The sequence below is a fragment of the Winogradskya humida genome (assembly GCF_016862215.1).
In the GTDB taxonomy this organism is placed as follows: Bacteria; Actinomycetota; Actinomycetes; order Mycobacteriales; family Micromonosporaceae; genus Actinoplanes; species Actinoplanes humidus.
This window is the reverse complement of sequence record NZ_BOMN01000027.1, coordinates 36,844-57,634: the sequence shown is the minus strand read 5'-3', so window position 1 is coordinate 57,634 and position 20,791 is coordinate 36,844. Positions and strand designations below refer to the sequence as shown.

Genomic DNA, 20,791 nt, shown 5'->3' with positions numbered 1-20,791 from the left:
CCGTGTCCGACGTCGCCACCCGCCGCAGCGTCGCGTCGCTGGTTCTCTGGCCCCTGCTGGGCCTGGCCGTCACCATCGGCGCCTGGTGGGCGGCCACCGCCGTGCTCTCGGTCAACCCGGTCGTCCTGCCGGCGCCGCCCGACGTGGCCGACGGCTTCGGGCGCTACTCGGAGACCCTGCTCAAGGAGTCCGGGCACACGGCGGTGGCGACGCTGCTCGGCTTCGCGATCTCCGTCGTCGTCGGTGTGCTGATCGGGGTCGCCATCGCCGCCTGGCGCCCGTTCGAGCGGATGTTCTCGCCGCTGCTCGTGGCGTTCAACGCTGTGCCCAAGGTGGCGCTCGCGCCCCTGATGCTGATCTGGTTCGGCTACGGGCGTACCCCCGTACTCGCCATGGCCTTCCTGGTCTGTTTCTTCCCGATCGTGCTCTCCACCGCGACCGGGCTGACCAGCACCCCGTCCGAACTGGCCGAACTCGCCCGGTCGCTGGACGCCTCACGGGTGCAGACGTTCCGGTGGATCCGGTTGCCCGCCGCGCTGCCGCAGATCTTCGTCGGGCTCAAGATCGGCCTGCCGCTGGCGGTGATCGGCGTGGTCGTGGGGGAGATGCAATACGGCGAGACCGGCCTCGGCATGATCATCGTGCAGACCAGCGGGCAGGGCGACACGTCGGCGGCGTTCGCGGCGATCGTGCTGCTCGCCGGTGTCAGCATCGTGCTGTATTACCTGCTCGCGCTGGTCGAGCGGCTGACCCTGCCGTGGGTGCGGGCGACCACGTCGGTGCGCTGAGGTACTTCGGGGCGCTGAGGTACTTCGGGGCGCTGAGGTACTTCGGTGCGTTGAGCTACTTCGGTGCGCTGACGGCGTACTGAAAAAGGCGCCGGACCAACGACGGTCCGGCGCCTTTCGCGGTGGTTCTGGCAGGTCAGCTCAGCAGGCGCCAGCGGCCGCTTCGTGCGACCAGCAGGGTGAGTGCCTGCGGCATCAGGCCGGAGTGGTTGTCCGGAGTGAGTCGCAGTGGGCCGGAGAGGCCGTCGGTCTGGGAGGTCTCGAGCACGTCCCGCAGGCGCTGGCGGTCGCCGCCGGCCCGGACCACCGCGTCGGCGATCAGGTCGACCGCGTCCGCGCCGAACGAGGCGACGCCGGAGTAGCTGCCGTAGCGGGAGGTGTAGTCCCGGAACCACTGCTTGCGGGCGGCCTTGGCCGGTGACGTCGCGATCACGTCGTCGATCGCGAGGATCTGGGTGAAGACCATTGTCGTGTTCTCGGTGGCCACCGCGGCCTCCTGCGGGACGAACAAGTCGTTCGCGGCGGCGGCGTCGAAGTAGACCTGGCCCTTGAACTTGGCCGCCTTGGCGGCGGTCACGGCCGCCGTCGCCTGATCGGAACCGGTCAAGACGACCAGAGCGTCGGGCTTGTCGGCGGTCACGGTCTCGATCACCTGCGACACGTCGGTCGCGGTGGGCTTCACCGGCGCCGGCTCGATGACCGTGATCTGCGGCTTCTTCTGCAGCTCGGACACCAGATGGCTGCGTACGCCATTGCCGTAGAGGTTGTTCGCGTAGACGATCGCGACCTTCTTCTTCCCGCTGCGGTCGAGCTCAGCGGTGAGCGCGGCGGCGCTGTCGGAGCCGTTCGGGCCGATCTTGAACAGGTATCGTCGGCTCTCGATCGGTGTGGCCACCTGGTCGGCAGCGGCCAGCGCGATTGTCGGGACGCGCTTGTCGTTGATCGTCTTGGCGGCGCCCACCACGCACTCGTCGCATTCGCCGGTGATGATCGCGGCGATGCCGGGGTCGTCCGCGAGCGTGCTGATGTTGCTCAGCGACTGCTTCGATTCCGACCTGTTGTCCATGACGCGCAGCTCGAGCTCGTGATCGGGGAGCTTGTTCGACGCGTTGATCTGCTCGATCCGCAGCTGGAGGGCGTCGGCGTACGCGTTGTCCACCGCCGAGCCCAGCGCCAGGTCGGCGCCGATCACGATCTTGGTCCTGGTGCTGACGTCGCTGTCCGAGCTGCAGCCCGCCAGAGCGGTCAGGATGAGCGCCGGGGCGGCGGCGAACGCCGTCATACGGCGGGGGAGCCTCACTGGGGGTGCCTCCTAGAGGGCGGAGACGGGACGTGATGTGTCCCGCAGAGCGCAACGTTGTCCGGTGTGGACCGCTCGAACACGGACAGTCCGTCCGTTCAACCGCGGCAAACCTTGCCAACGTGAGGGTCCCTGGTCAAGCTGCGTGGAAGGCGCTCTGCGGGATGTTGATCTCACATAGTGGTAGGAATCTTGATGGATGGCTGTAATTGTATCAATACGCTAAGTAATGAGTGGCGTATCAGCGCACGTCAAAGCCGAGTCACTGTCGATTGTCGACCCGAACAGCCCATTGAATCCGGGAGCTGAACGCTTCTTCTGGGCTAAGTCGGACTTCCCAAACAGTTGTCGACTCTGATGAAATCGCGGCCGTGCCGCGTGCGGCATGTGCCTTGCCGCGAAAGTTCGGCCGGGACGCGTCCCAGGCCCGGCGGTGGACGTCCGGGCGAGTGACGAGATGCGGGGATGATCAGCGAGGAGATGTCGTGAGCACCGGATCTTCGACCCAGGCTTCGACCTATCCCGCGGGCTCCGCCGTCAGTCCTGCCTCCGGCAGTGACGACGGGGCACGCGACGAGGGCAATAGCGGACTTGAGCGCCGCAGTCGTATTCCGAGACTTCAGGATGCGCGCATCCGATCGAAGCTCGCCCTCATTCTCTTCGTGCCTCTGGTGGCGGTTCTGGCCCTGGCGACGGTGCGGCTCGTGACAGTCGGCTTCCAGGCCGTGGACGCCAGCCGGGTGGAGGACCTGACCCGGCTCTCGACGGACATCTCGGACCTGACGCAGTCCCTCCACAAGGAGCGGATGACCGCAGCCGAGTATCTGGCCACACCCGGCGCCAAGCCGGACGTCTACAACGCGGTCATCTCGCAGAGTGATGACAAGATCGCGAAGTTCACCACGGACCGTCGCGGGCTGGACAATCCGCCGGCCGCGATCGAGGACCGGCTCGTCCGGATCGACGACCACCTGCGCACCATGGACGCGACCCGGAAGAAGATCGCCGATCGCGATCAGATCGTCGTCTCCGAGGCGGTGCTCCGCTACGGCGTCGTCATCACCGACCTCGTGGGCTACGGCGAGGTGCTCGGACAGTACGCCGGCGCGGGTGAGGTCGCCGACAGCCTGCGCTCGGTCTCCGCGTTCGCCCGGGCCAAGGCCGGCACCGCCGAGCAGGAAGCGGTCGGGTACGCCGCCCGGGTCTCCGGCGACATCAGCAAGGAACAGCTCAACGTCTTCACGGCGACGCAGACCGGCCAGCAGGAGGCGCTCGAGGCGTTCACCCTGGTCGCCACCGTCGACCAGCAGGCGCTCGTCGACCAGACGGTCACCGGTGACGCGGTCAACCTCGCCGACCAGACCACCACGTCGCTGACCCGTAACGCCGCGTCGGTGGCCCCCGAGGACATCACCAACTCTCTCGGCGCGGTCGTCGACCTGATGCGCTGGGCCGAGCAGGAGCTCGAAGCCGAGGCGCTGCAGGAGGCGATCGACGAGAGCACGACCGTCAGCCGGCAGGCCGCGGTCGAGGCAGGTCTGGTCGTGCTCACCCTGATCCTGGCCATCGCCCTGGCGGTCATGCTGGCCCGCTCGCTCAACCAGTCGCTGCGCCGGTTGCGTGAAGGTGCGCTCGCGGTGGCCAACCGCGACCTGCCCGACGCGGTCGCCCGGCTCCGGGATGTGCGCAACCTGGGCGACGGCGGTGCCGACGACATTATCCGGCAGGTCCGCGACCCGATCCGGATGACCAACCGGGACGAGATCGGCCAGGTCGCCCAGGCGTTCAACGTCGTCCACCGCGAGGCGGTCCGGATCGCGGCCGAGCAGGCAGCCCTGCGGACCAGCGTCTCGGCGATGTTCCTCAACCTGGCCCGCCGCTCGCAGAGCCTGGTCGACCGGATGATCGGCGAGCTCGACCAGATCGAGCGCGGCGAGGAGGACCCGAAGCGGCTTGCCCAGCTCTTCGAGCTCGACCACCTCGCCACCCGCATGCGCCGCAACGACGAGAACCTGCTGGTCCTCGCGGGTGCCGACTCCAGCGCGCCGCGCCGCGAGGACGCCCTCGTCGTCGACGCCCTGCGCGCCGCGCAGTCCGAGGTCGAGCTCTACAACCGCATCGAGTTCGGCACGGTCGACACCGACATCTCCATCACCGCGGTGGCCGTCAACGACGTCGTCCGGCTCGTCGCCGAGCTGCTCGACAACGCGACCCGGTTCTCGCCGCCGAACACCGTGGTGGTGGCCGACGGCCGCCGCATCCGCGACTACGTGGTGATCCAGGTCGAGGACCGCGGCCTGGGCATGTCCGAAGAGCAGATGGACAGCCTGAACCGGCGGCTCGCCGAGACGCCCGACGTCGACGTGGCAGCGTTCCGGCTCATGGGCCTGGCCGTGGTCAGCCGGCTCGCCAACCGTTACGGCATCCGCGTCGAGCTGCGCGCCAACATCGAGGGCGGCACGGTCGCCCAGGTGATCCTGCCGAACAGCATCGTCGAGCTGCCCGGCAACCGCCCGCTGGACCCGCCGTCGCGTGGCAACCGCCAGCTCGACCCGGGCCCGGCCGGCTGGAACGACCCGATGGCCCTGAGCCGCTCCAGCTCGGCGACCGCGACCCTCCCGGCGATCTCGCAGGATCCCTGGCAGCAGCACTCCGGCGAGGACAGCTTCGCCCGGGCGGGTTCCAGCGGAATCTCCGAGCCCCAGGCGCCGGCGCTCCCGGCACACCCGCTGCTCCCCGCGCAGCCTTCGCAGATGTCGTCGAACACGGGCGAGGGCTTCCCCACGCCCAACCGGCCCATGCTGCCGAAACGGGGCATGGAGGACCGCGCACTGCCGACCCGGGTCACCGCACCCGAGCCCGAGCCGGTGCGTACCCCCACGTTCGAGACCGCGGCGACCAGCAACCCGACGATGGCGTACCCGACCATGCAGCAGCGGGCCGCCGTCGACGTCCAGGCCACCCAGCAGGTCTCGCCGTCGGTCGGGTTCCCCGCGCCGGAGCGTGCCGCGACCCCCAGCACCAACGGCTGGGGTGCGGCGCTCGCCGCGATGCCGCCCGCGCCGTCGGTTCCCGCTGCTGCGATCCAGCAGGAGGAGCGTGCCGAGGCCGCCCCGATCTTCCTGCAGATGCAGCAGAGCTGGTTCAAGGGTCAGGAAGGCGAAAGCAGCGAGGAGTGGAGCATGCCGACAGCGGGCTACGCCCCACCACCCAACCAGCCCGCCGGTGCCGCCATCACGGCGCCCGCGCAGGCTCCCCAAGCAGCGGCGCCCAACGCCGCGCCGGAAGCCGCCATCCCGGCGGCTCAACCGGCCCCCGTTACTCCGGCGGCACCGGCGTCCCCAGCGCCGGCCGCGGCCCGTTCCGGAAACGCGGGGCAGAATGGATCGCGATCGGCGCAAGCCGGTCCGGACAGCGGTAGCCAGTCCCTCCCGCGGCAGCGCAGGTCTGCCGAGGATGCCTGGCGCACCGCCGCCGATGAAGGATGGCAGCGGGCGATGGCGGCAGCGGATCCCACCGTTACCGACACCACCCGCTCCGGGCTGCCCAAGCGGACACCCCAGGCACAGCTCGTGCCGGGCGGGGTGCAGACAACTCCGCTGGATCAACACCGGCGCAGCCCGGACCAGGTGCGCGGACTCCTCTCCGCGTATCACCGAGGCGTGCAACGAGGGCGTACGGCCGGCAGTGAAGAAGCTGCCGCGGGCGCCCCTGCTCCGAAGGAGAACGGACAGTGACCAGGCCCCCCACCATGCAGGACATGGGCTGGCTGCTCAGCAACTTCGCCGACAGCGTGGCAGGTATCGCCCACGTGGTCGCGGTCTCCGCGGACGGCCTCTTGCTGGCCTCCTCGCGGGATCTGCCGGCGGACCGGGCCGACCAGCTAGCCGCGATCACCTCTGGCGTCGTCAGCCTCACCGACGGCGCGTCGCGGATGTTCAACGCCGGCGCAGTGCAGCAGACGATCATCGAGATGGACAGCGGGTATCTCTTCCTGATGTCCATCAGCGACGGTTCGTCGATGGCGGTCCTGGCGGCGCGCAGTTGCGACGTCGGCCAGGTCGGCTATGAGATGGCGCTGCTGGTCGAGCGTGTCGGCGCGGCACTCGTGCCGGCTCCGCGCGAGGCCGTTGCCAACCACTGAGTTGCGTCCCCAAGCGCATCCGATGACTGCCGGAAGGAGGTGCCCGCACGATGGGACAGCCGAATGACCCGCGCGGAAATTTGGTCCGGCCGTACGCGGTCACCCGGGGCCGGACGGAACCGCGCCGGGACATACCGATTGAAGCGGTCCTGGTCGCCAGCCAGGCCGCTGTGCAGGAGGCCCGGTTCGCCGGGCATGACAAGTACCGCATCGCCGTGCTGTGTGAGCCACGGGCGCAGTCGTTGGCCGAGATCGCGGCCTACAGCAGGCTCCCGCTGGGCGTCGCCCGGGTACTCGTCGCCGACATGGTCGCCGACGGGATGCTGTCGCTGCACAGCGCCGCTCCCAAGGAAGGGTTCACGGAGCGGATGGATCTGCTGGAGAGGGTGTTGAGTGGACTTCGCAAGCTCTAAGCGGGCGGGGGCGCAACCCAAGGAGATCACCTCCGCGAAGATCGTCGTCGCCGGTGGCTTCGGCGTGGGCAAGACGACGCTTGTCGGCGCGGTCTCCGAGATCGAACCCCTGACCACCGAGGCCGTGATGACCTCGGCGGGGCAGGGCATCGACGACGCGTCCAAGGTGCCGGGCAAAGAGACGACCACGGTGGCGATGGACTTCGGCCGCATCACCATGGCCGACGACCTGATCCTGTACCTGTTCGGAACACCGGGCCAGACCCGCTTCTGGTTCATGTGGGACGAGCTCATCCGCGGTGCGGTCGGGGCGGCTGTCCTGGTGGACACCCGCCGGATCTCCGACGCCTTCGCACCGCTCGACTATTTCGAGAACCGCCACCTGCCTTATCTGGTGGCGCTCAACTGCTTCGACGGAGCTCCCCGGTACGAGCCGGAAGAGGTCCGCGAGGCTTTGGCCATCTCGCCGAACGTGCCCCTGATCCTGACCGACGCCCGTAACCGGGAATCGGTCAAGCAGGTGCTCGTGGGTGTCGTGGAACACGCGATGCGCACGCTGGTGGCCGAGCAGGGACGTGGTTTTCCGGCTCCGGTCGGCTGATCCGGCGCCGGCCCCTCGCGGTCGGCGCCGGTCATTGTTCTTCCCTCAGGTTGGCTCGTGCCTCGCACGGGCCCCCTGTGCTGCGCCCATCATCCTGGGCGCTTTTTTGTTCAGCTGGGGAGACGCCCTCTTTAGCCGGGGAGGCGCCCTCTTTAGCTGGGGAGACGCCCTCTTTAGCTGGGGAGGCGCCCTCTTTAGCTGGGGAGGCGCCCTCTTTAGCTGGGGAGGCGATAGCCGCGTTTGACCACGGTCTGGATCACGCCGGGCGTGCCCAGGCCGGCGCGGAGGCGGGCGACCGCCATCTCGACCGCGTGCTCGTCCGCGCCCCGCGGCAGGGTACGCAGCAGTGCCGCGCGGGAGAGCACCCGCCCGGGCGTCGTGGCCAGCGCCCGCAGGACCGCCATGGGCGCCGGCGCGAGCGGCTTCAGGTCACCGTCGACGATCGCGGCGTGTCCCCGCAGGGTCAGCGAGTGACCGGCCACCTCGATGCTCAGCGCCCGTTTCGGCAGCTCGTCCACGATGGTGCGGACCAGGGCGCTCAGCCGTGCGCGGGCCGGGGCCGTGACCGGGATGTCGTGCCTGCGCAGCGGCGCGGCCGTCACCGGGCCCACACAGGCGGCCAGGACATCCGTGCGTAGCGCCTCGATCAGGGAATCGGTGCTCGGGCCTGCCGCCTGCAGCAGCGCGCTGACGGCGGGCGCCGAGGTGAACGTCACCGCGTCCACCAGCCGCCCGGCGATCAGGTCGACGAGCCGGTGCAGCGGGGCCGGGTCGATCGGTGCCGCCCAGCGGTAGACCGGAACCTCGATCACGCGGGCACCCGCGTCCTGCAGCGCCTCGGTGATCTCCGGCTGGCTCTCGCCGTGCAGCTGCATCGCCACCGTCAGCCCGGAGATGCCCCGCGCGGTCAGGTGGTCGACGACTTCCTCATAGCTCTCGCCCTCGGGCGACCACTGGTCCTGCAGGCCCGCGGAGCGCACGGCGGCCCTGGCCTTGGGCCCCCGGGCGACGAGATAGGCGCGGGACAGCACCGCGCGCAGCGGCTCCGTCAGCCCCCAGCCCTCGGCGGCCTCGAGCCAGCCGCGCATCCCGATACCGGTGTTGACCAGCACGATGTCGGGGGGAGTCTCGAGACAGGCCCGGGTCGCGGCACGCAACTCCGCGTCGTCGGCGATCGGCACGATCCGTAGCGCGGGGGCGATCACCACGCGGGCGCCCCTGTTCTCCAGGAGTCCGGCGAGCTCGTCCCGGCGCCGGTCGGAGGTGACCCCGATCGTGTATCCGGACAGCGACGCCGTGGGCTCCTCGAGCGCCGAGGCCTTGATGATCGACCTACTCATTTGTTCCGAAAAGCCGCGGCGTGGCCGACCGGTCCACCGAAGGGCACGCTCGGATCCCGCCGTCCTCAGCGTCGACCCGCTCCCATGTCACGCCTGCGTTCACCGCCGTACCTCCGGCCGGCACACGCCGCAGCTTCCCTGCGCCGGAACGGTCACCCGTCCCAGCGGGCACCGCCAGGTCCGTCCTCAACCCTGGCGGTGGCTCGGGGGCGATGATGCACCCGTGGACGCTTCCGGGCAGGAGCCCGGAATGCGTCATCGGGGAGAAAGCATCACTCGCCATGACGGAAGACTGCCGCCGGGGAATTTCGGACCCGGGTCCCGTATGTTTCGAGCCTGCTAAGAGGCATTCATCCCTTCGGCATTCCTGGGGATCTCTCCGCAGGGCCGTGCCGGGGGCAATCTTGAGCCCCGCTGTCGGCGTGCCGTGCGTCACCGCCTACTCTTAGACGGATAAGTTATGCGGTCCGTCGGTAGTGGCGGGCCTCCTAGCCCGTTTTGACCGCGCGCCGCGCAGGCGGGTATTGTTGCCTGCTGTTGTGCGACAGCTGCGAGCGTCCCCTTTCAGGTACGCTTTATGTTCGTGCTCGCTACGGACCAGCGCGCGCCCCCAGACCGACGACGAGACAAGGTAATTCTGTGCGTACGTACAGCCCGAAGCCGGGTGAGATCGAGCGTCAGTGGCACATTATCGACGCTTCTGACGTCGTTCTGGGCCGCCTGGCCACCCACGCCGCCACGTTGCTGCGTGGCAAGCACAAGCCGACGTTCGCCCCGCATGTCGACACCGGCGACTTCGTAGTGATCATCAACGCCGGCAAGGTCGCGCTGACCGGCAACAAGCGCCAGACCAAGGTCGCTTACCGTCACTCGGGTTACCCGGGCGGCCTCAAGCAGATCGGCTACGAAGAGCTGCTGACCAAGCGCCCCGAGCACGCGGTCGAGCTTGCCGTCAAGGGCATGCTCCCGCACAACAAGCTCGCCCGCCAGGTCATCAAGAAGCTCAAGGTCTACCCGGGCGCCGAGCACCCGCACGCCGCGCAGCAGCCGGTGCCGTTCGAAATCAAGCAGATCGCGCAGTGAGCGCGGGCGAAGGAAACAGCATGTCCGACATCGTCGAGCCCGAGGTCGCCGAGACCGTCGAAGAGCCCGCTGAGACCGCTGCGGCTGTCGAGACGGCTGAGACCCCTGAGCCGGCTGAGACCGCCGAAACGGTCGAGACCGTCGAGACCGTCGAAGAGCCCGCCGAGACCGTTGTCGTGGTCGAGGCGCCGGCCCCCGTTGTCCGCGTCGCTCGCCCGGGTGACCGCCCGATCCAGACCGTCGGCCGCCGCAAGGAGGCCATCGTCCGGGTGCGCCTCGTGCCCGGCAACGGCAAGATCACCTGCAACGGCCGCGCGCTCGAGGAGTACTTCCCGAGCAAGGTGCACCAGCAGCTCATCCGTGAGCCGTTCGTGACCACCGAGAAGACCGAGCAGTTCGACGTGGTCGCCAACCTCCGCGGCGGCGGCATCACGGGTCAGGCCGGCGCGCTGCGTCTCGGCATCTCCCGTGCGCTCATCACCGACGAGCCCGACGACCGTCCGGCGCTCAAGAAGGCCGGCTTCCTCACCCGTGACTCGCGGGTCAAGGAAAGCAAGAAGTACGGCCTCAAGAAGGCCCGTAAGGCTCCGCAGTACTCGAAGCGCTGATCGCAGCGCTCGACTTGCACCAGGTCTGAACGGGACGGCCGGGTGCGCCCCCTCGCTTGGGGCGCGCCCGGCCGTTTCGCATTTTCTTCTCCGAACGACACACCCGGTCCGGCCGCGGTCGCGATCGGCGAAAGGAAAGGCCGCCATGGGGCGACTCTTCGGCACGGACGGCGTACGCGCGCTCGCCAACGGTGAGCTACTCACCCCGGAGCTGGCGCTCTCGGTCGCGGTAGCGGCGGCTCGCGTGCTCATCGAGAGCGACCGGAGCCATATGCCGCTCGCCATCGTGGGCCGGGACCCACGCGCCAGCGGCGAGATGCTGGAGGCCGCCGTCGTGGCGGGGCTCACCAGTGCCGGGGCCAATGTCGTCCGGGTCGGGGTGCTGCCCACGCCGGCAGTCGCCTACCTGGTCGGGCAGACCCAGGCGGACCTCGGCGTCATGCTGTCCGCCTCCCACAACCCGATGCCCGACAACGGCATCAAACTCTTCGCCCCGGGCGGCCTCAAGCTGCCGGACGAGCTCGAGGAGCGCATCGAGACGGCGGTTGCCGACGGGCACGCCCTGGTCGGCCGCCCGACCGGTGCCGGTGTCGGCCGCGTCCACGACCTGCTCGACGGCGCGGAGCACTACATCAAGCACCTCGTCGCCTCGACCCCGCACAGCCTCGAAGGCGTCAAGGTCGTCGTCGACTGCGCCAACGGCGCCGCCAGCGAGGCAGGCCCCACGGCCTACGAGGAAGCCGGCGCCACCGTAATCAAGATCCACGCGGAGCCGGACGGCCTCAACATCAACGAGGAATGCGGCTCCACCCACATGGAATCGCTGATCGAGACGGTCCTGCGCGAGGGCGCCGACCTGGGCCTGGCCCACGACGGCGACGCCGACCGCTGCCTCGCGGTCACCGCCACGGGTGAGGTCGTCGACGGCGACCAGATCATGGCGATCCTGGCCCTGGCGATGCGCGACGCGGGCACCCTCACCGGCGACACCCTGGTCGCCACGGTGATGAGCAACCTCGGCCTGCGCCTGGCGATGAAGCAGGCGGGTATCCGTCTCATCGAGACCAAGGTCGGCGACCGCTACGTCCTCGAAGAGCTCAACGCCAACAACTACGCCCTCGGCGGCGAGCAGAGCGGCCACATCGTGATGCCCGCTTTCGCCACCACCGGCGACGGCGTCCTGACCGGCCTGCACCTCATGGCCACGATCGCCTCCACCGGCAAGTCCCTGGCCGACCTCGCCTCGGTCGTCCACAAGCTTCCGCAGGTCCTGATCAACGTCAAGGTGAAGGACCGGGAAGCCGGCGCCAACGCTCCCACGGTCCAGGCCGCGGTCGCCATCGCCGAGGCCGAACTCGGCGAGACCGGCCGGGTCCTGCTCCGCCCCTCGGGCACCGAGCCCCTCGTCCGGGTCATGGTCGAGGCCGAGACCGAGGAGCAGGCCCGCACGGTCGCCGAACGCGTCGCCGCCGAGGTCGAGGGTGCCAGCCCCGCCTGATCCACCCGCCTTGACAGCACGCCGGCCCGCTCAGCGGGCCGGCGTGCTGTGTCAGACGAGCGTGCGGAGGCGTTCGGCGGCTTTGTCGATGACTTCTTCGCGTTTGCAGAAGGCGAAGCGGATCAGGTGACGGCCTCGGTCCTGGTGGTCGTAGAAGACCTGGGTCGGCACGGCGACGACGCCGCAGCGTTCCGGGAGGGTGCGGCAGAAGTCGACGCCGTCCGTGCCGCCGAGGGGTCTGATGTCGGCCGTGACGAAGTAGGTGCCCTCGGATGGCAGCAGGCCGAAGCCCGCGTCCGCGAGGCCTGCGACGAGGCGGTCGCGGCGGGACTGGAGGGTGTCCCGGAAGCCGGTGAAGTAGCTGTCCGGCAGGTTGAGGGCCACGGCGACCGCCGGCTGCAGGGGGCCGGCGTTGACGAAGGTCAGGAACTGTTTCACGCGGAGCACGGATGACACGAGCGGGCCCGGTCCGGTGGCCCAGCCGACTTTCCAGCCGGTGCACGAGAAGGTCTTGCCCGCCGATGAGATCCGCAGGGTGCGCTCGCTCATCCCGGGGAGCGTGGCGAGTGGGACGTGCGGCGTGGACGCGTCGGTGAAGACGAGGTGCTCGTAGACCTCGTCCGTCACGGCGTACACATCGTGTTTTTGGCAGAGGTGTGCGATCAGGGCGAGCTCGTCCGGGGTGAAGACCTTGCCGGTCGGGTTGTGCGGTGAGTTGAGCAGCATCAGGCGGGTCCGTGGCCCGAAGGCTGCCCGCAGCTCGCCCTCGTCGAACCTGTAGCGCCCGTCCGGCCCCGGGCGCAACGTGACAACTCGCCGGACCGCTCCGGCCAGCGCGATGGAGGCGGCGTACGAGTCGTAGTAGGGCTCGAAGCACACCACCTCGTCGCCGGACTCGCACAGCCCGAGAATCGCCGCGGCGACCGCCTCCGTCGCGCCGGCGGTGACCACGACCTCGGTGTCCGGGTCGCGGGTCAGGCCCCAGAACCGCTGCTCATGCGTGGCGATGGCCTGGCGCAGCGCGGGGATGCCGGGCAGCGGCGGATACTGGTTGGCGCCGGACCGCAGTGCCTCGGCGGCGGCGTCCAGCATTTCCGGAGGGCCGTCGGTGTCGGGGAAACCCTGCCCGAGGTTGACCGAGCCGGTCCGCGCGGCGAGCGCGGACATCTCGGTGAAGATGGTGGTGCCGAACGGGCGCATGCGGCCGACGAGCGGGTCCGCCGAGATCGACGAGGTCACATCCGCCACCCTACGGCGCGGCCCACCACGGGACGCGCCTGAAGCCTGCGGATTGGGTTATTGGACGATCTTGGTGCAGGACACGGTGTTGAAGGAGCCCGTGCTGGTCTTCTGGGCCACCTGCTCGCCGTTGACCTTGGTGACGCAGCTCAGGGTCCCCTCCGAGAGCCCGATCCTGACCGCGACGACGGAGAGCACGGCGGGGCTGTTTGTTTTGACCTTGACGTGCCAGGGCAGCTTCTGGTTGCTGAGCTGTTTCGGGGTCCCGTCGTTCTTCTCGAGGTAGAGGATGCGGACCGGGCCGTCGCCGGTCACCTCGTAGTCGATCGTGATCTCGGGACCCTCGCCGGGGAGGTTGGGCAGGCCGGGAAGGTCGGTCGGGAGATCGGTCGGGAGATCCGTCGGCAGGTCGGTGGGCAGGCCCGTCGGCACGACCGTCGGAATGTCCGGGACGTTCACCGAGTTGATCGTTTCCTTGGCCTTCTCGGTCGCCTTGTTGACCGCCAGCACCACCGCGGTGACCCCGCCCGCGCAGAGCAGCAGCGTGACCGCGATCAGCACGGCGACCAGAGGGGCCTTGTTCCGCTTCGGCCGCGGGCCCGGATGACCCGGCTGCCCGTAGCCCGGCTGCTGATAGCCCGGCGGCGGTCCCGGTGGCTGTCCATAGCCGGGCTGTCCATAGCCGGGCTGCTCGTACCCCTGCGGCGCATACCCCTGCTCCTGATACTGGGGCGGCTGGTACTGCGGCACCGGAGGGAACTGCTCGGTCCGCGGGTAGCCGTCCGGGGGCCCGCTCTGGGGTAGGGGCGCGTGGCCGGGCTGGAACTGCGGCGGCCGGCCGGAGAGCGCGTCTCCTGACGGGGCCGACCAGGGCTGACCCGAGGCCGGTTCCTCCGGAGGGAGTGGACGGGTGGGGTCCGAGGGCGGTGGGTAGCTCATTCGACTCTCCTGGCAGGGCTTGTCCCTGAAGGTACGCGCTGCGTGCCAGCTCCGGATCACCCGGACGTGTCGCGATCGGCGCTGACCTGCGAGCCCATCGGCGCAGCACCCATCGACAAGCCTTTCGATCACGCGGGATGCGCGAAAGTATGCCTCTCGCGCATCCGCCGTGAGCGAAAGTCCGCTACGCTGCCCCACATGTGTGGGATCGTGGGTTACGTTGGCGGCCGCCCGGCGCTGCAGATCGTTATCGATGGACTTCGGCGCCTCGAATACCGCGGATATGACTCCGCCGGTGTCGCGGTCGTCAACGACAAGGTCATCCTGACCGAGAAGAAGGCCGGGAAACTGGCGAATCTCGAAAAGGCCCTGGCGGAGCGCTCCAGTGACGGGATCGCCGTCGGGTCGACCGCCATCGGGCACACCCGCTGGGCGACCCATGGTGGCCCGACCGATCGCAACGCCCACCCGCACCTCTCGGCCGACGGCCGTGTCGCGGTGATCCACAACGGCATCATCGAGAATTTCTCCCGGCTGCGCGCCGAGCTCGAGGCGACCGGGGTCGAATTCGTCAGTGACACCGACACCGAGTGCGCCGCCCACCTGCTCGCCGCCGAGATGCGCGCCCTGCGTGACGCCGGCGACGGACCCGAGGGCCCGCACCTGCTCGCCGAGGGCATGCGCCGCGTCGTGCGCCGTCTGGAGGGTGCTTTCACCCTCCTCGCCATCGACGTCGAGGTTCCGGACGCGGTGGTCGCCGCCCGGCGCAACTCGCCGCTGGTCGTGGGTCGCGGCGACGGCGAGAATTTCCTCGCCAGCGACGTCTCCGCCTTCATCGAGCACACCCGCGAGGCGATCGAGCTCGGCCAGGACCAGGTCGTCCTGATCACCCCGGGCGGCATCGAGATCACCGACTTCACCGGCGCGGTGGCCACCGGCAAGGAGTTCCACATCGACTGGGACGCCTCGGCCGCGGAGAAGGGTGGTTACGACTACTTCATGCTCAAGGAGATCGCCGAGCAGCCGCAGGCCATCGCGGACACCCTGCTCGGGCGGCTCTCCGAGCGCGGCGACATCGTCCTCGACGAGGTGCGCCTCACCGACCAGGACCTGCGCGACGTCGACAAGGTCTTCATCGTCGCCTGCGGCACGTCCTACCACGCCGGGATGGTCGCGAAGTATGCGATCGAGCACTGGGTGCGCATCCCGTGCGAGGTGGAGCTGGCCAGTGAGTTCCGCTATCGCGACCCGATCCTGGACCGCTCCACCCTGATGATCGTGATCAGTCAGTCCGGCGAGACCATGGACACGCTGATGGCGCTGCGGCACGCCAAGGAGCAGAAGGCCCGCGTGCTGGCCATCTGCAACACCAACGGCTCCACGATCCCGCGCGAGTCGGACGCCGTGCTCTACACCCACGGCGGCCCCGAGATCGCCGTGGCCTCCACCAAGGCCTTCGTCACCCAGTTGGTCGCCTGCTATCTCATCGGCCTGCACCTCGCGCAGATCCGTGGCGTCATGTACGCCGACGAGGTCGCCGCCGTCGTCTCCCGGCTGCGCCGCACCCCGGACAACCTCCGGGAGCTGCTGACGCGGATGGAGGACGTGCGCGAGCTGGCCCGCGACCTCAAGACCGCGTCGACCATCCTCTTCATCGGGCGCCACGTCGGCTTCCCAGTGGCCCTGGAAGGCGCGCTGAAGCTCAAGGAGCTCGCCTACATGCACGCCGAGGGCTTCGCGGCGGGTGAGCTGAAGCACGGGCCGATCGCCCTGATCGACAAGGGCACGCCGGTGGTCTGCGTGGTGCCGTCGCCGGCGGGTCGCGGCGTCCTGCGGGACAAGGTCGTCTCGAACATCCAGGAGGTGCGGGCCCGTGGCGCCCGCACGATCGTCATCGCGGAGGAGGGCGACGACGAGGTCGCTGCCTACGCCGACCACCTGATCCTCGTGCCGCGCACGCCCACGCTGCTCGCGCCGCTCATGACCGCCGTGCCGCTGCAGATCCTCGCCTGCGAGATCGCCGCCGCCCGGGGCCACGACGTCGACCAGCCGCGCAACCTGGCGAAATCCGTGACCGTCGAGTAGCACGGCCCAGGTCCCGAGGCGCCCGGCTGTGGATGAGCCGTCCCGATAGGCTTGGCCGTGTGATCGTGTCTGTCGGGATCGATGTGGTGCTGGTGGAGAGGTTCGCCAAGGCGCTGGAACGCACTCCGATGCTCGCGGACCGGCTCTTCAGTGACTCGGAGCGGCTGACGCGGTCGGGAAACCCCCGCTCGCCCGAGTCGCTGGCGGCCAGGTTCGCGGCGAAAGAGGCCGTGGCGAAGGCCCTCGGCGCCCCCGGTGGCCTGCGCTGGCACGACTGCGAGGTCGTCTCCGACCCGGACGGCCGGCCCTGGCTGACCGTGTCGGGCACGGTCGCCGCGGTCGCCGCCGAGCGCGGCGTGAACCGCTGGCACCTGTCGCTCTCCCATGACGGTGGCATCGCCTCGGCCATGGTGGTCGCCGAGGCCTGAGCGGGCCAGGGAATCCAGGCCCGGAGTTAGGGGAGCACGGATGCGGCAGGCATGGCGGGTGGCCGACGTACGGTCGGCCGAGAAAGCACTGATGGCGACGGTCCCCGACGGGACCCTCATGCAGCGGGCCGCCGCGGGCCTGGCGCGCCGGTGCGCGCTGCTGCTCCACGAGAGCGGCGGCGTTTACGGCGCGACAGTGGTGCTGCTGGTGGGCAGCGGGGACAACGGCGGCGATGCGCTCCTCGCGGGGGCGCGGCTGGCGGCACGCGGTGCCCGGGTGCTCGCGATCCTGCTCCGGCCCGAGCACGTGCATCTCGCGGGGCTCAAGGCGCTTCTCGACGCGGGCGGGCGGGTCATCGAGGAGCTGCCGGCCCGCGCCGACCTGGTGATGGACGGCATCGTGGGCATCGGTGCGACCGGTGGCCTGCGTCCTCCGGCGGCGGCTCTGGTCAAGCGGCTCACCGAGCTTCGGGGCCGGGACGGCGCAAGGGCTCCGGTGGTGGCGGTGGACGTGCCGAGCGGTGTGACGGTCGACACCGGCGATGTGCCGGGGGACGCGGTTCACGCGGACATCACGGTCACTTTCGGGTGCCTCAAGCCGGCGCACGTGGTGGGTCCTGCCGCGGCCCTGGCGGGCCACGTGGAACTCGTCGACATCGGGCTGGGTGTGACGCTGCACGCGGCTCCCGCCGTACGAGTACCCGACGCCTCCGACATCGCCGAGTGGTGGCCGCGACCCTCCGCCTCCTCCGACAAATACTCCCGTGGCGTGGTCGGAGTGGCCACCGGATCCGCGCAGTACCCGGGCGCCGCGGTGTTGTCGGTCACCGGTGCGCAGGCCGGCCCCACCGGCATGGTGCGCTATGCGGGCAGCGCCAGCCAGGAAGTGCTGCGGAAACATCCCTCGGTCGTGGCGGCCGAGCGGGTCGCCGACGCGGGACGCGTGCAGGCCTGGGTGTGTGGTTCGGGGCTCGGAACCGATGACGACGCGCGGACCGAGCTGCGCAGCGTCCTCGCGACGTCGCTGCCCGTGCTGCTCGACGCGGACGCCCTGACCCTGCTGGTCGGCGGTCAGCACGCCGCTGACCTGCGACGGGACGCACCTTTGGTGATTACGCCGCACGACGGCGAGTTCAAACGGCTTGCCGGGGAGGCTCCCGGGCCGGACCGGATGGCCGCCGCCCTCAAGCTCGCGTCGTGGATCAACGCGGTGGTGCTGCTCAAGGGTGACCGGACCATCGTGGCGACGCCCGCGGGTGAGGTGTGGGCCAACCCGACGGGCAGTTCGGTGCTGGCCACGGCCGGTTCCGGCGACGTGCTGGCGGGGTTGCTGGGCTCGTTGCTGGCGGCCGGGGTGCCCGCGGAGAAGGCCGCGGTGATGGCCGCGTACGTCCATGGTCTGGCCGGTCGGCGGGCGGCTGAGGACGGGCCGGTGACCTCCGCCGATGTGGCCGAGGCGCTCCGTCCGGTCCTCGCCGACCTGCTGTGACCCGGTTCTGTCACACCCGATCAGTAGGCTGATGAACATGTGGCAGGCCGAAGTTCGCGTCGATCTGGACGCTATCCGGGACAACGTCGCGACCCTGCGGGCGGGCACGACCGCCGAGGTCATGGCCGTCGTCAAGGCCGACGGCTACGGGCACGGCATGCTGCCCGTCGCCCGTGCGGCCCTGGCCGGGGGTGCGACGTGGCTCGGCGTGGCGACCCTCGACGAGGCGCTGACGTTACGCCGGGCCGGGATAACGGCGCCGGTGCTGGCGTGGCTGCACTCGCCCGGGCTCGCGCTGCACGAGGGCGTCGAGGCGGATGTCGACCTCAACGCAGGGAGCCTCGAGCTGCTCGGTGAGCTGGTTGCCGCTGCTCGGAGGGCTGGGCGGGCTGCCCGCGTACATCTGAAGATCGACACTGGTCTGGCACGTGGTGGCGCGACGCCGGCGGAATGGCCGGCCCTGGTGGAGGCCGCGGCGAAGGCGCAGGCCGACGGTGATCTTGAGATCGTCGGGGTCTGGAGCCATTTCGTCCGCTCGGACGAGCCCGGCCACGAGATGATCGACCAGCAGCTCGCGGTCTTCGCCGAGGCGCTGGCGACCGCGGAGCGTTACGGCATCGAGCCACGCTATCGCCACATCGCCAATTCTGCGGCCACCCTGACCCGGCCCGACTCCCACTACGACCTGGTCCGGCCTGGTCTGGCGATCTACGGGCTGTCGCCGTTGCCCGGGCCCCAGCCGGCCGGCCTGCGCCCGGCGATGACCGCACGTGCCCGGATCGCGCTCACCAAACGGGTTCCGGGAGGGCAGGGCGTCTCCTACGGGCACGCCTACCACACCGAGCGGGAGACGACGCTCGCCCTGGTGCCGCTCGGTTATGGCGACGGGGTGCCCCGGCACGCGTCCAATGTGGGACCGGTGCTGCTCGGGGGCGCGGTGCGCACGATCGCCGGGCGCGTCTGCATGGATCAGATCGTGCTGGACGTCGGCGATGACCCGGTGCAGGCCGGCGACGTGGCGACCCTGTTCGGGCCCGGCACGAACGGCGAGCCGACGGCCACGGACTGGGCCGACGCGATCGGCACGATCAACTACGAGATCGTGACCAGGTTCGGCGGGACACGCGTCCCCCGCGTCTATGACGGTACGGCCGGGGAGGTCGCATGAGTCCCGCGAAGCTGCCGGTCAAAGCCAAGCTGCCGGTCAAAGCCAAGCTGCCGGCCAAACGGGTGAAGCAGGTCGGCATCGCCGGGGCCGTCGTCGGCATCGCCGCTGCCGGGCTCGCCACCGCGTTCGCCGTCGAGCGGGCGCTGGTCCGCAAGTCGCTCAACGTCCCCGGCGACCCGCACGCCGACGAGGAGTTCAACGACCAGCCGTTCGACACGGAGCTCACCGTCACCGCAGCCGACGGCACCGACCTGCACGTCGAGATCGTCGAGCCGAAGCACCCGGCCGGCAAGCCGACGATCGTCTTCGTGCACGGCTTCGCCTTGGACATGGGCACCTTCTACTTCCAGCGGCAGGCGCTCACCGAGCGCGGCGACCAGCGGCTGGTCTTCTACGACCAGCCCGGCCACGGGCGGTCCAGCCGGCTGAAATCCGGCGACTACGACATCGCGGCGCTGGGCAAGTCACTCGCGGCGGTGCTCGACGCGACCGTGCCCGACGGCCACATCATCCTCGTCGGACACTCCATGGGCGGCATGACGATCATGGCGTTCGCCGAGCAGTATCCGGAGTGGTTCGGCCGGCGGGTGACCGGTGTCGTGCTGATGTCGACCTCGGCGGGCCTGATCGACAAGTCGAAGCTGGGCCTGCCCACGCTCGTGGCCCGCGCGAGCGCGCCGTTCTTCCCGCTGTGGGGAGTCTCGGCCCGGCTCGGTGGCGGTGCCATCGACCGCGCCCGGGTCGTCTCGTCCGATCTGGCCTGGCTGCTCACCCGCCGTTACGGCTTCGGCGACTCGCGACCCAGTCCCTCGTTGGTCACGTTCGTGGAGCAGATGAACTCCAAGACGTCGGTCGAGACGCTGACGAAGTATCTGCACACGCTCTACACCCACAACCGGTTCCCGGCGCTGTCAGCGCTCAAGGGTGTGCCGGTGCTGGTCCTGGTCGGCACGAAGGACTATCTGACCCCGGTGACGCACTCCGAGGAGATCCTCCGGCATCTCCCCGAGGCGGAGCTGGTGAAGATCGACAACAGCGGCCACGTGGTCATGCTGGAGAAGGCGGACGAGGTGAACGCGGCACTGCTCCCGTTCCTGGACAGGATCTCATGACGACCACCGGCATCCGGTTGTCCACCGTGGAGGACACCCGGGCCTTCGGCGAGCGGCTGGCCGCTCTGTTGCGCCCCGGTGATCTCCTGCTGCTCACCGGCCCGCTCGGCGCCGGCAAGACCGCGCTGGTCCAGGGCATCGGCGCGGGGCTCGGCGTGCTCGGCGCCGTCACCTCGCCGACCTTCGTGATCGCCCGCGTGCACCGGCCCGACCCGGCGCGGGGCGGCACGGTCCCGCTGGTGCACGCCGACGCCTACCGGCTCGGCGACGCGGCCGACCCGCGCGCGGAGATCGACGACCTCGACCTGGACGCCTCGGCCGACGACGCCGTCACGGTCGTCGAGTGGGGCGCCGGCCTGGTCGAGCAGCTCAACGACGAATACCTCGCCGTCCGCATCGACCGCCTCGACGACGACACCCGCGTCATCGACCTCGCGCCGCACGGCGGCGACTGGGCCACGCGCCTGGAGGACAGCGATTGGGCCACGCGCCTGGAGGACGGCGGCTGGGCCACGCGCCTGCAGAAAGCGACGGAACTGCCATGACCATCGGAAAC

18 protein-coding genes are annotated in these 20,791 nt (G+C 70.0%); 14 read left to right on the top strand and 4 right to left on the bottom strand.

Annotated elements, in window-relative coordinates:
• The first annotated feature begins 2 nt into the window (after nt 1–2).
• A complete protein-coding gene (locus Ahu01nite_RS11000; RefSeq protein ID WP_203836374.1) occupies nt 3–788 on the top strand; it encodes an ABC transporter permease in 786 nt (261 codons plus the stop codon).
• A gap of 136 nt (nt 789–924) precedes the next feature.
• Here Ahu01nite_RS11000 and Ahu01nite_RS10995 read toward each other — a convergent pair whose 3' ends face one another.
• A complete protein-coding gene (locus Ahu01nite_RS10995) occupies nt 925–2,070 on the bottom strand; it encodes an ABC transporter substrate-binding protein (RefSeq protein ID WP_203836373.1) in 1,146 nt (381 codons plus the stop codon).
• Nucleotides 2,071–2,696: 626 nt separating this feature from the next.
• On the opposite strand from Ahu01nite_RS10995, the gene Ahu01nite_RS10990 reads away from it, so the two are divergent.
• Genes Ahu01nite_RS10990 through Ahu01nite_RS10975 form a run of 4 tightly spaced genes read left to right on the top strand, consistent with a single transcriptional unit; the run spans nt 2,697 to nt 7,246 of the window.
• A complete protein-coding gene (locus Ahu01nite_RS10990) occupies nt 2,697–5,825 on the top strand; it encodes a sensor histidine kinase (protein WP_438874767.1) in 3,129 nt (1,042 codons plus the stop codon).
• Complete coding sequence (locus Ahu01nite_RS10985; protein WP_203836371.1) at nt 5,822–6,232, top strand: roadblock/LC7 domain-containing protein; 411 nt, start codon at nt 5,822–5,824, stop codon at nt 6,230–6,232. Before Ahu01nite_RS10990 ends, Ahu01nite_RS10985 begins: the two co-directional genes overlap by 4 nt.
• A 50-nt stretch (nt 6,233–6,282) precedes the next feature.
• Entirely contained in the window at nt 6,283–6,645 is a 363-nt protein-coding gene (locus Ahu01nite_RS10980) for a DUF742 domain-containing protein (protein WP_203836370.1), read from the top strand.
• Nucleotides 6,626–7,246, top strand: a complete 621-nt coding sequence (locus Ahu01nite_RS10975) for a GTP-binding protein (RefSeq protein WP_203836369.1) — start codon at nt 6,626–6,628, stop codon at nt 7,244–7,246. The genes Ahu01nite_RS10980 and Ahu01nite_RS10975 overlap by 20 nt, the downstream gene beginning before the upstream one ends.
• A gap of 215 nt (nt 7,247–7,461) precedes the next feature.
• On the opposite strand, the gene Ahu01nite_RS10970 is transcribed toward Ahu01nite_RS10975, so the two are convergent.
• Complete coding sequence (locus tag Ahu01nite_RS10970; RefSeq protein ID WP_203836368.1) at nt 7,462–8,586, bottom strand: uroporphyrinogen-III synthase; 1,125 nt, start codon at nt 8,584–8,586, stop codon at nt 7,462–7,464.
• Nucleotides 8,587–9,225: 639 nt separating this feature from the next.
• On the opposite strand from Ahu01nite_RS10970, the gene rplM reads away from it, so the two are divergent.
• The 3 genes from rplM (at nt 9,226) to glmM (ending at nt 11,775) form a co-directional block, all read left to right on the top strand.
• Nucleotides 9,226–9,669, top strand: a complete 444-nt coding sequence (rplM, locus tag Ahu01nite_RS10965; RefSeq protein ID WP_203836367.1) for a 50S ribosomal protein L13 — start codon at nt 9,226–9,228, stop codon at nt 9,667–9,669.
• A 20-nt stretch (nt 9,670–9,689) separates the two neighbouring features.
• Nucleotides 9,690–10,277, top strand: a complete 588-nt coding sequence (gene rpsI, locus Ahu01nite_RS51345) for a 30S ribosomal protein S9 (protein WP_275411733.1) — start codon at nt 9,690–9,692, stop codon at nt 10,275–10,277.
• Nucleotides 10,278–10,422: 145 nt separating this feature from the next.
• A complete protein-coding gene (glmM, locus tag Ahu01nite_RS10955; RefSeq protein ID WP_203836366.1) occupies nt 10,423–11,775 on the top strand; it encodes a phosphoglucosamine mutase in 1,353 nt (450 codons plus the stop codon).
• A 51-nt stretch (nt 11,776–11,826) separates the two neighbouring features.
• On the opposite strand, the gene Ahu01nite_RS10950 is transcribed toward glmM, so the two are convergent.
• Together Ahu01nite_RS10950 and Ahu01nite_RS10945 are read right to left on the bottom strand one after the other, a co-directional pair.
• Nucleotides 11,827–13,002 carry a pyridoxal phosphate-dependent aminotransferase gene (locus tag Ahu01nite_RS10950; RefSeq protein ID WP_203836491.1) on the bottom strand — a complete coding sequence of 392 codons (1,176 nt, stop codon included), beginning with the start codon at nt 13,000–13,002 and terminating at the stop codon, nt 11,827–11,829.
• Nucleotides 13,003–13,071: 69 nt separating this feature from the next.
• Nucleotides 13,072–13,953, bottom strand: coding sequence for an MmpS family transport accessory protein (locus Ahu01nite_RS10945; protein WP_203836365.1), 882 nt, complete (start codon nt 13,951–13,953; stop codon nt 13,072–13,074).
• A 210-nt stretch (nt 13,954–14,163) separates the two neighbouring features.
• On the opposite strand from Ahu01nite_RS10945, the gene glmS reads away from it, so the two are divergent.
• From glmS to tsaE, 6 genes are read left to right on the top strand one after another with little or no spacing between them, the layout of a single operon-like run.
• Nucleotides 14,164–16,038, top strand: coding sequence for a glutamine--fructose-6-phosphate transaminase (isomerizing) (gene glmS, locus Ahu01nite_RS10940; RefSeq protein WP_239158770.1), 1,875 nt, complete (start codon nt 14,164–14,166; stop codon nt 16,036–16,038).
• A 59-nt stretch (nt 16,039–16,097) separates the two neighbouring features.
• Complete coding sequence (locus tag Ahu01nite_RS10935; protein WP_203836363.1) at nt 16,098–16,466, top strand: holo-ACP synthase; 369 nt, start codon at nt 16,098–16,100, stop codon at nt 16,464–16,466.
• A 40-nt stretch (nt 16,467–16,506) separates the two neighbouring features.
• Nucleotides 16,507–17,955 (top strand): NAD(P)H-hydrate dehydratase, encoded by a 1,449-nt coding sequence (locus Ahu01nite_RS10930; protein WP_203836362.1) that lies wholly within the window; start codon nt 16,507–16,509, stop codon nt 17,953–17,955.
• A gap of 37 nt (nt 17,956–17,992) precedes the next feature.
• The gene (alr, locus tag Ahu01nite_RS10925) at nt 17,993–19,123 is read left to right on the top strand and encodes an alanine racemase (protein ID WP_203836361.1); all 1,131 of its coding nucleotides are present in this window, start codon (nt 17,993–17,995) and stop codon (nt 19,121–19,123) included.
• Nucleotides 19,120–20,235 (top strand): alpha/beta fold hydrolase, encoded by a 1,116-nt coding sequence (locus Ahu01nite_RS10920; protein ID WP_203836360.1) that lies wholly within the window; start codon nt 19,120–19,122, stop codon nt 20,233–20,235. Before alr ends, Ahu01nite_RS10920 begins: the two co-directional genes overlap by 4 nt.
• Entirely contained in the window at nt 20,232–20,780 is a 549-nt protein-coding gene (gene tsaE / locus Ahu01nite_RS10915; RefSeq protein WP_203836359.1) for a tRNA (adenosine(37)-N6)-threonylcarbamoyltransferase complex ATPase subunit type 1 TsaE, read from the top strand. Before Ahu01nite_RS10920 ends, tsaE begins: the two co-directional genes overlap by 4 nt.
• The last annotated feature ends 11 nt before the right edge of the window (nt 20,781–20,791 follow it).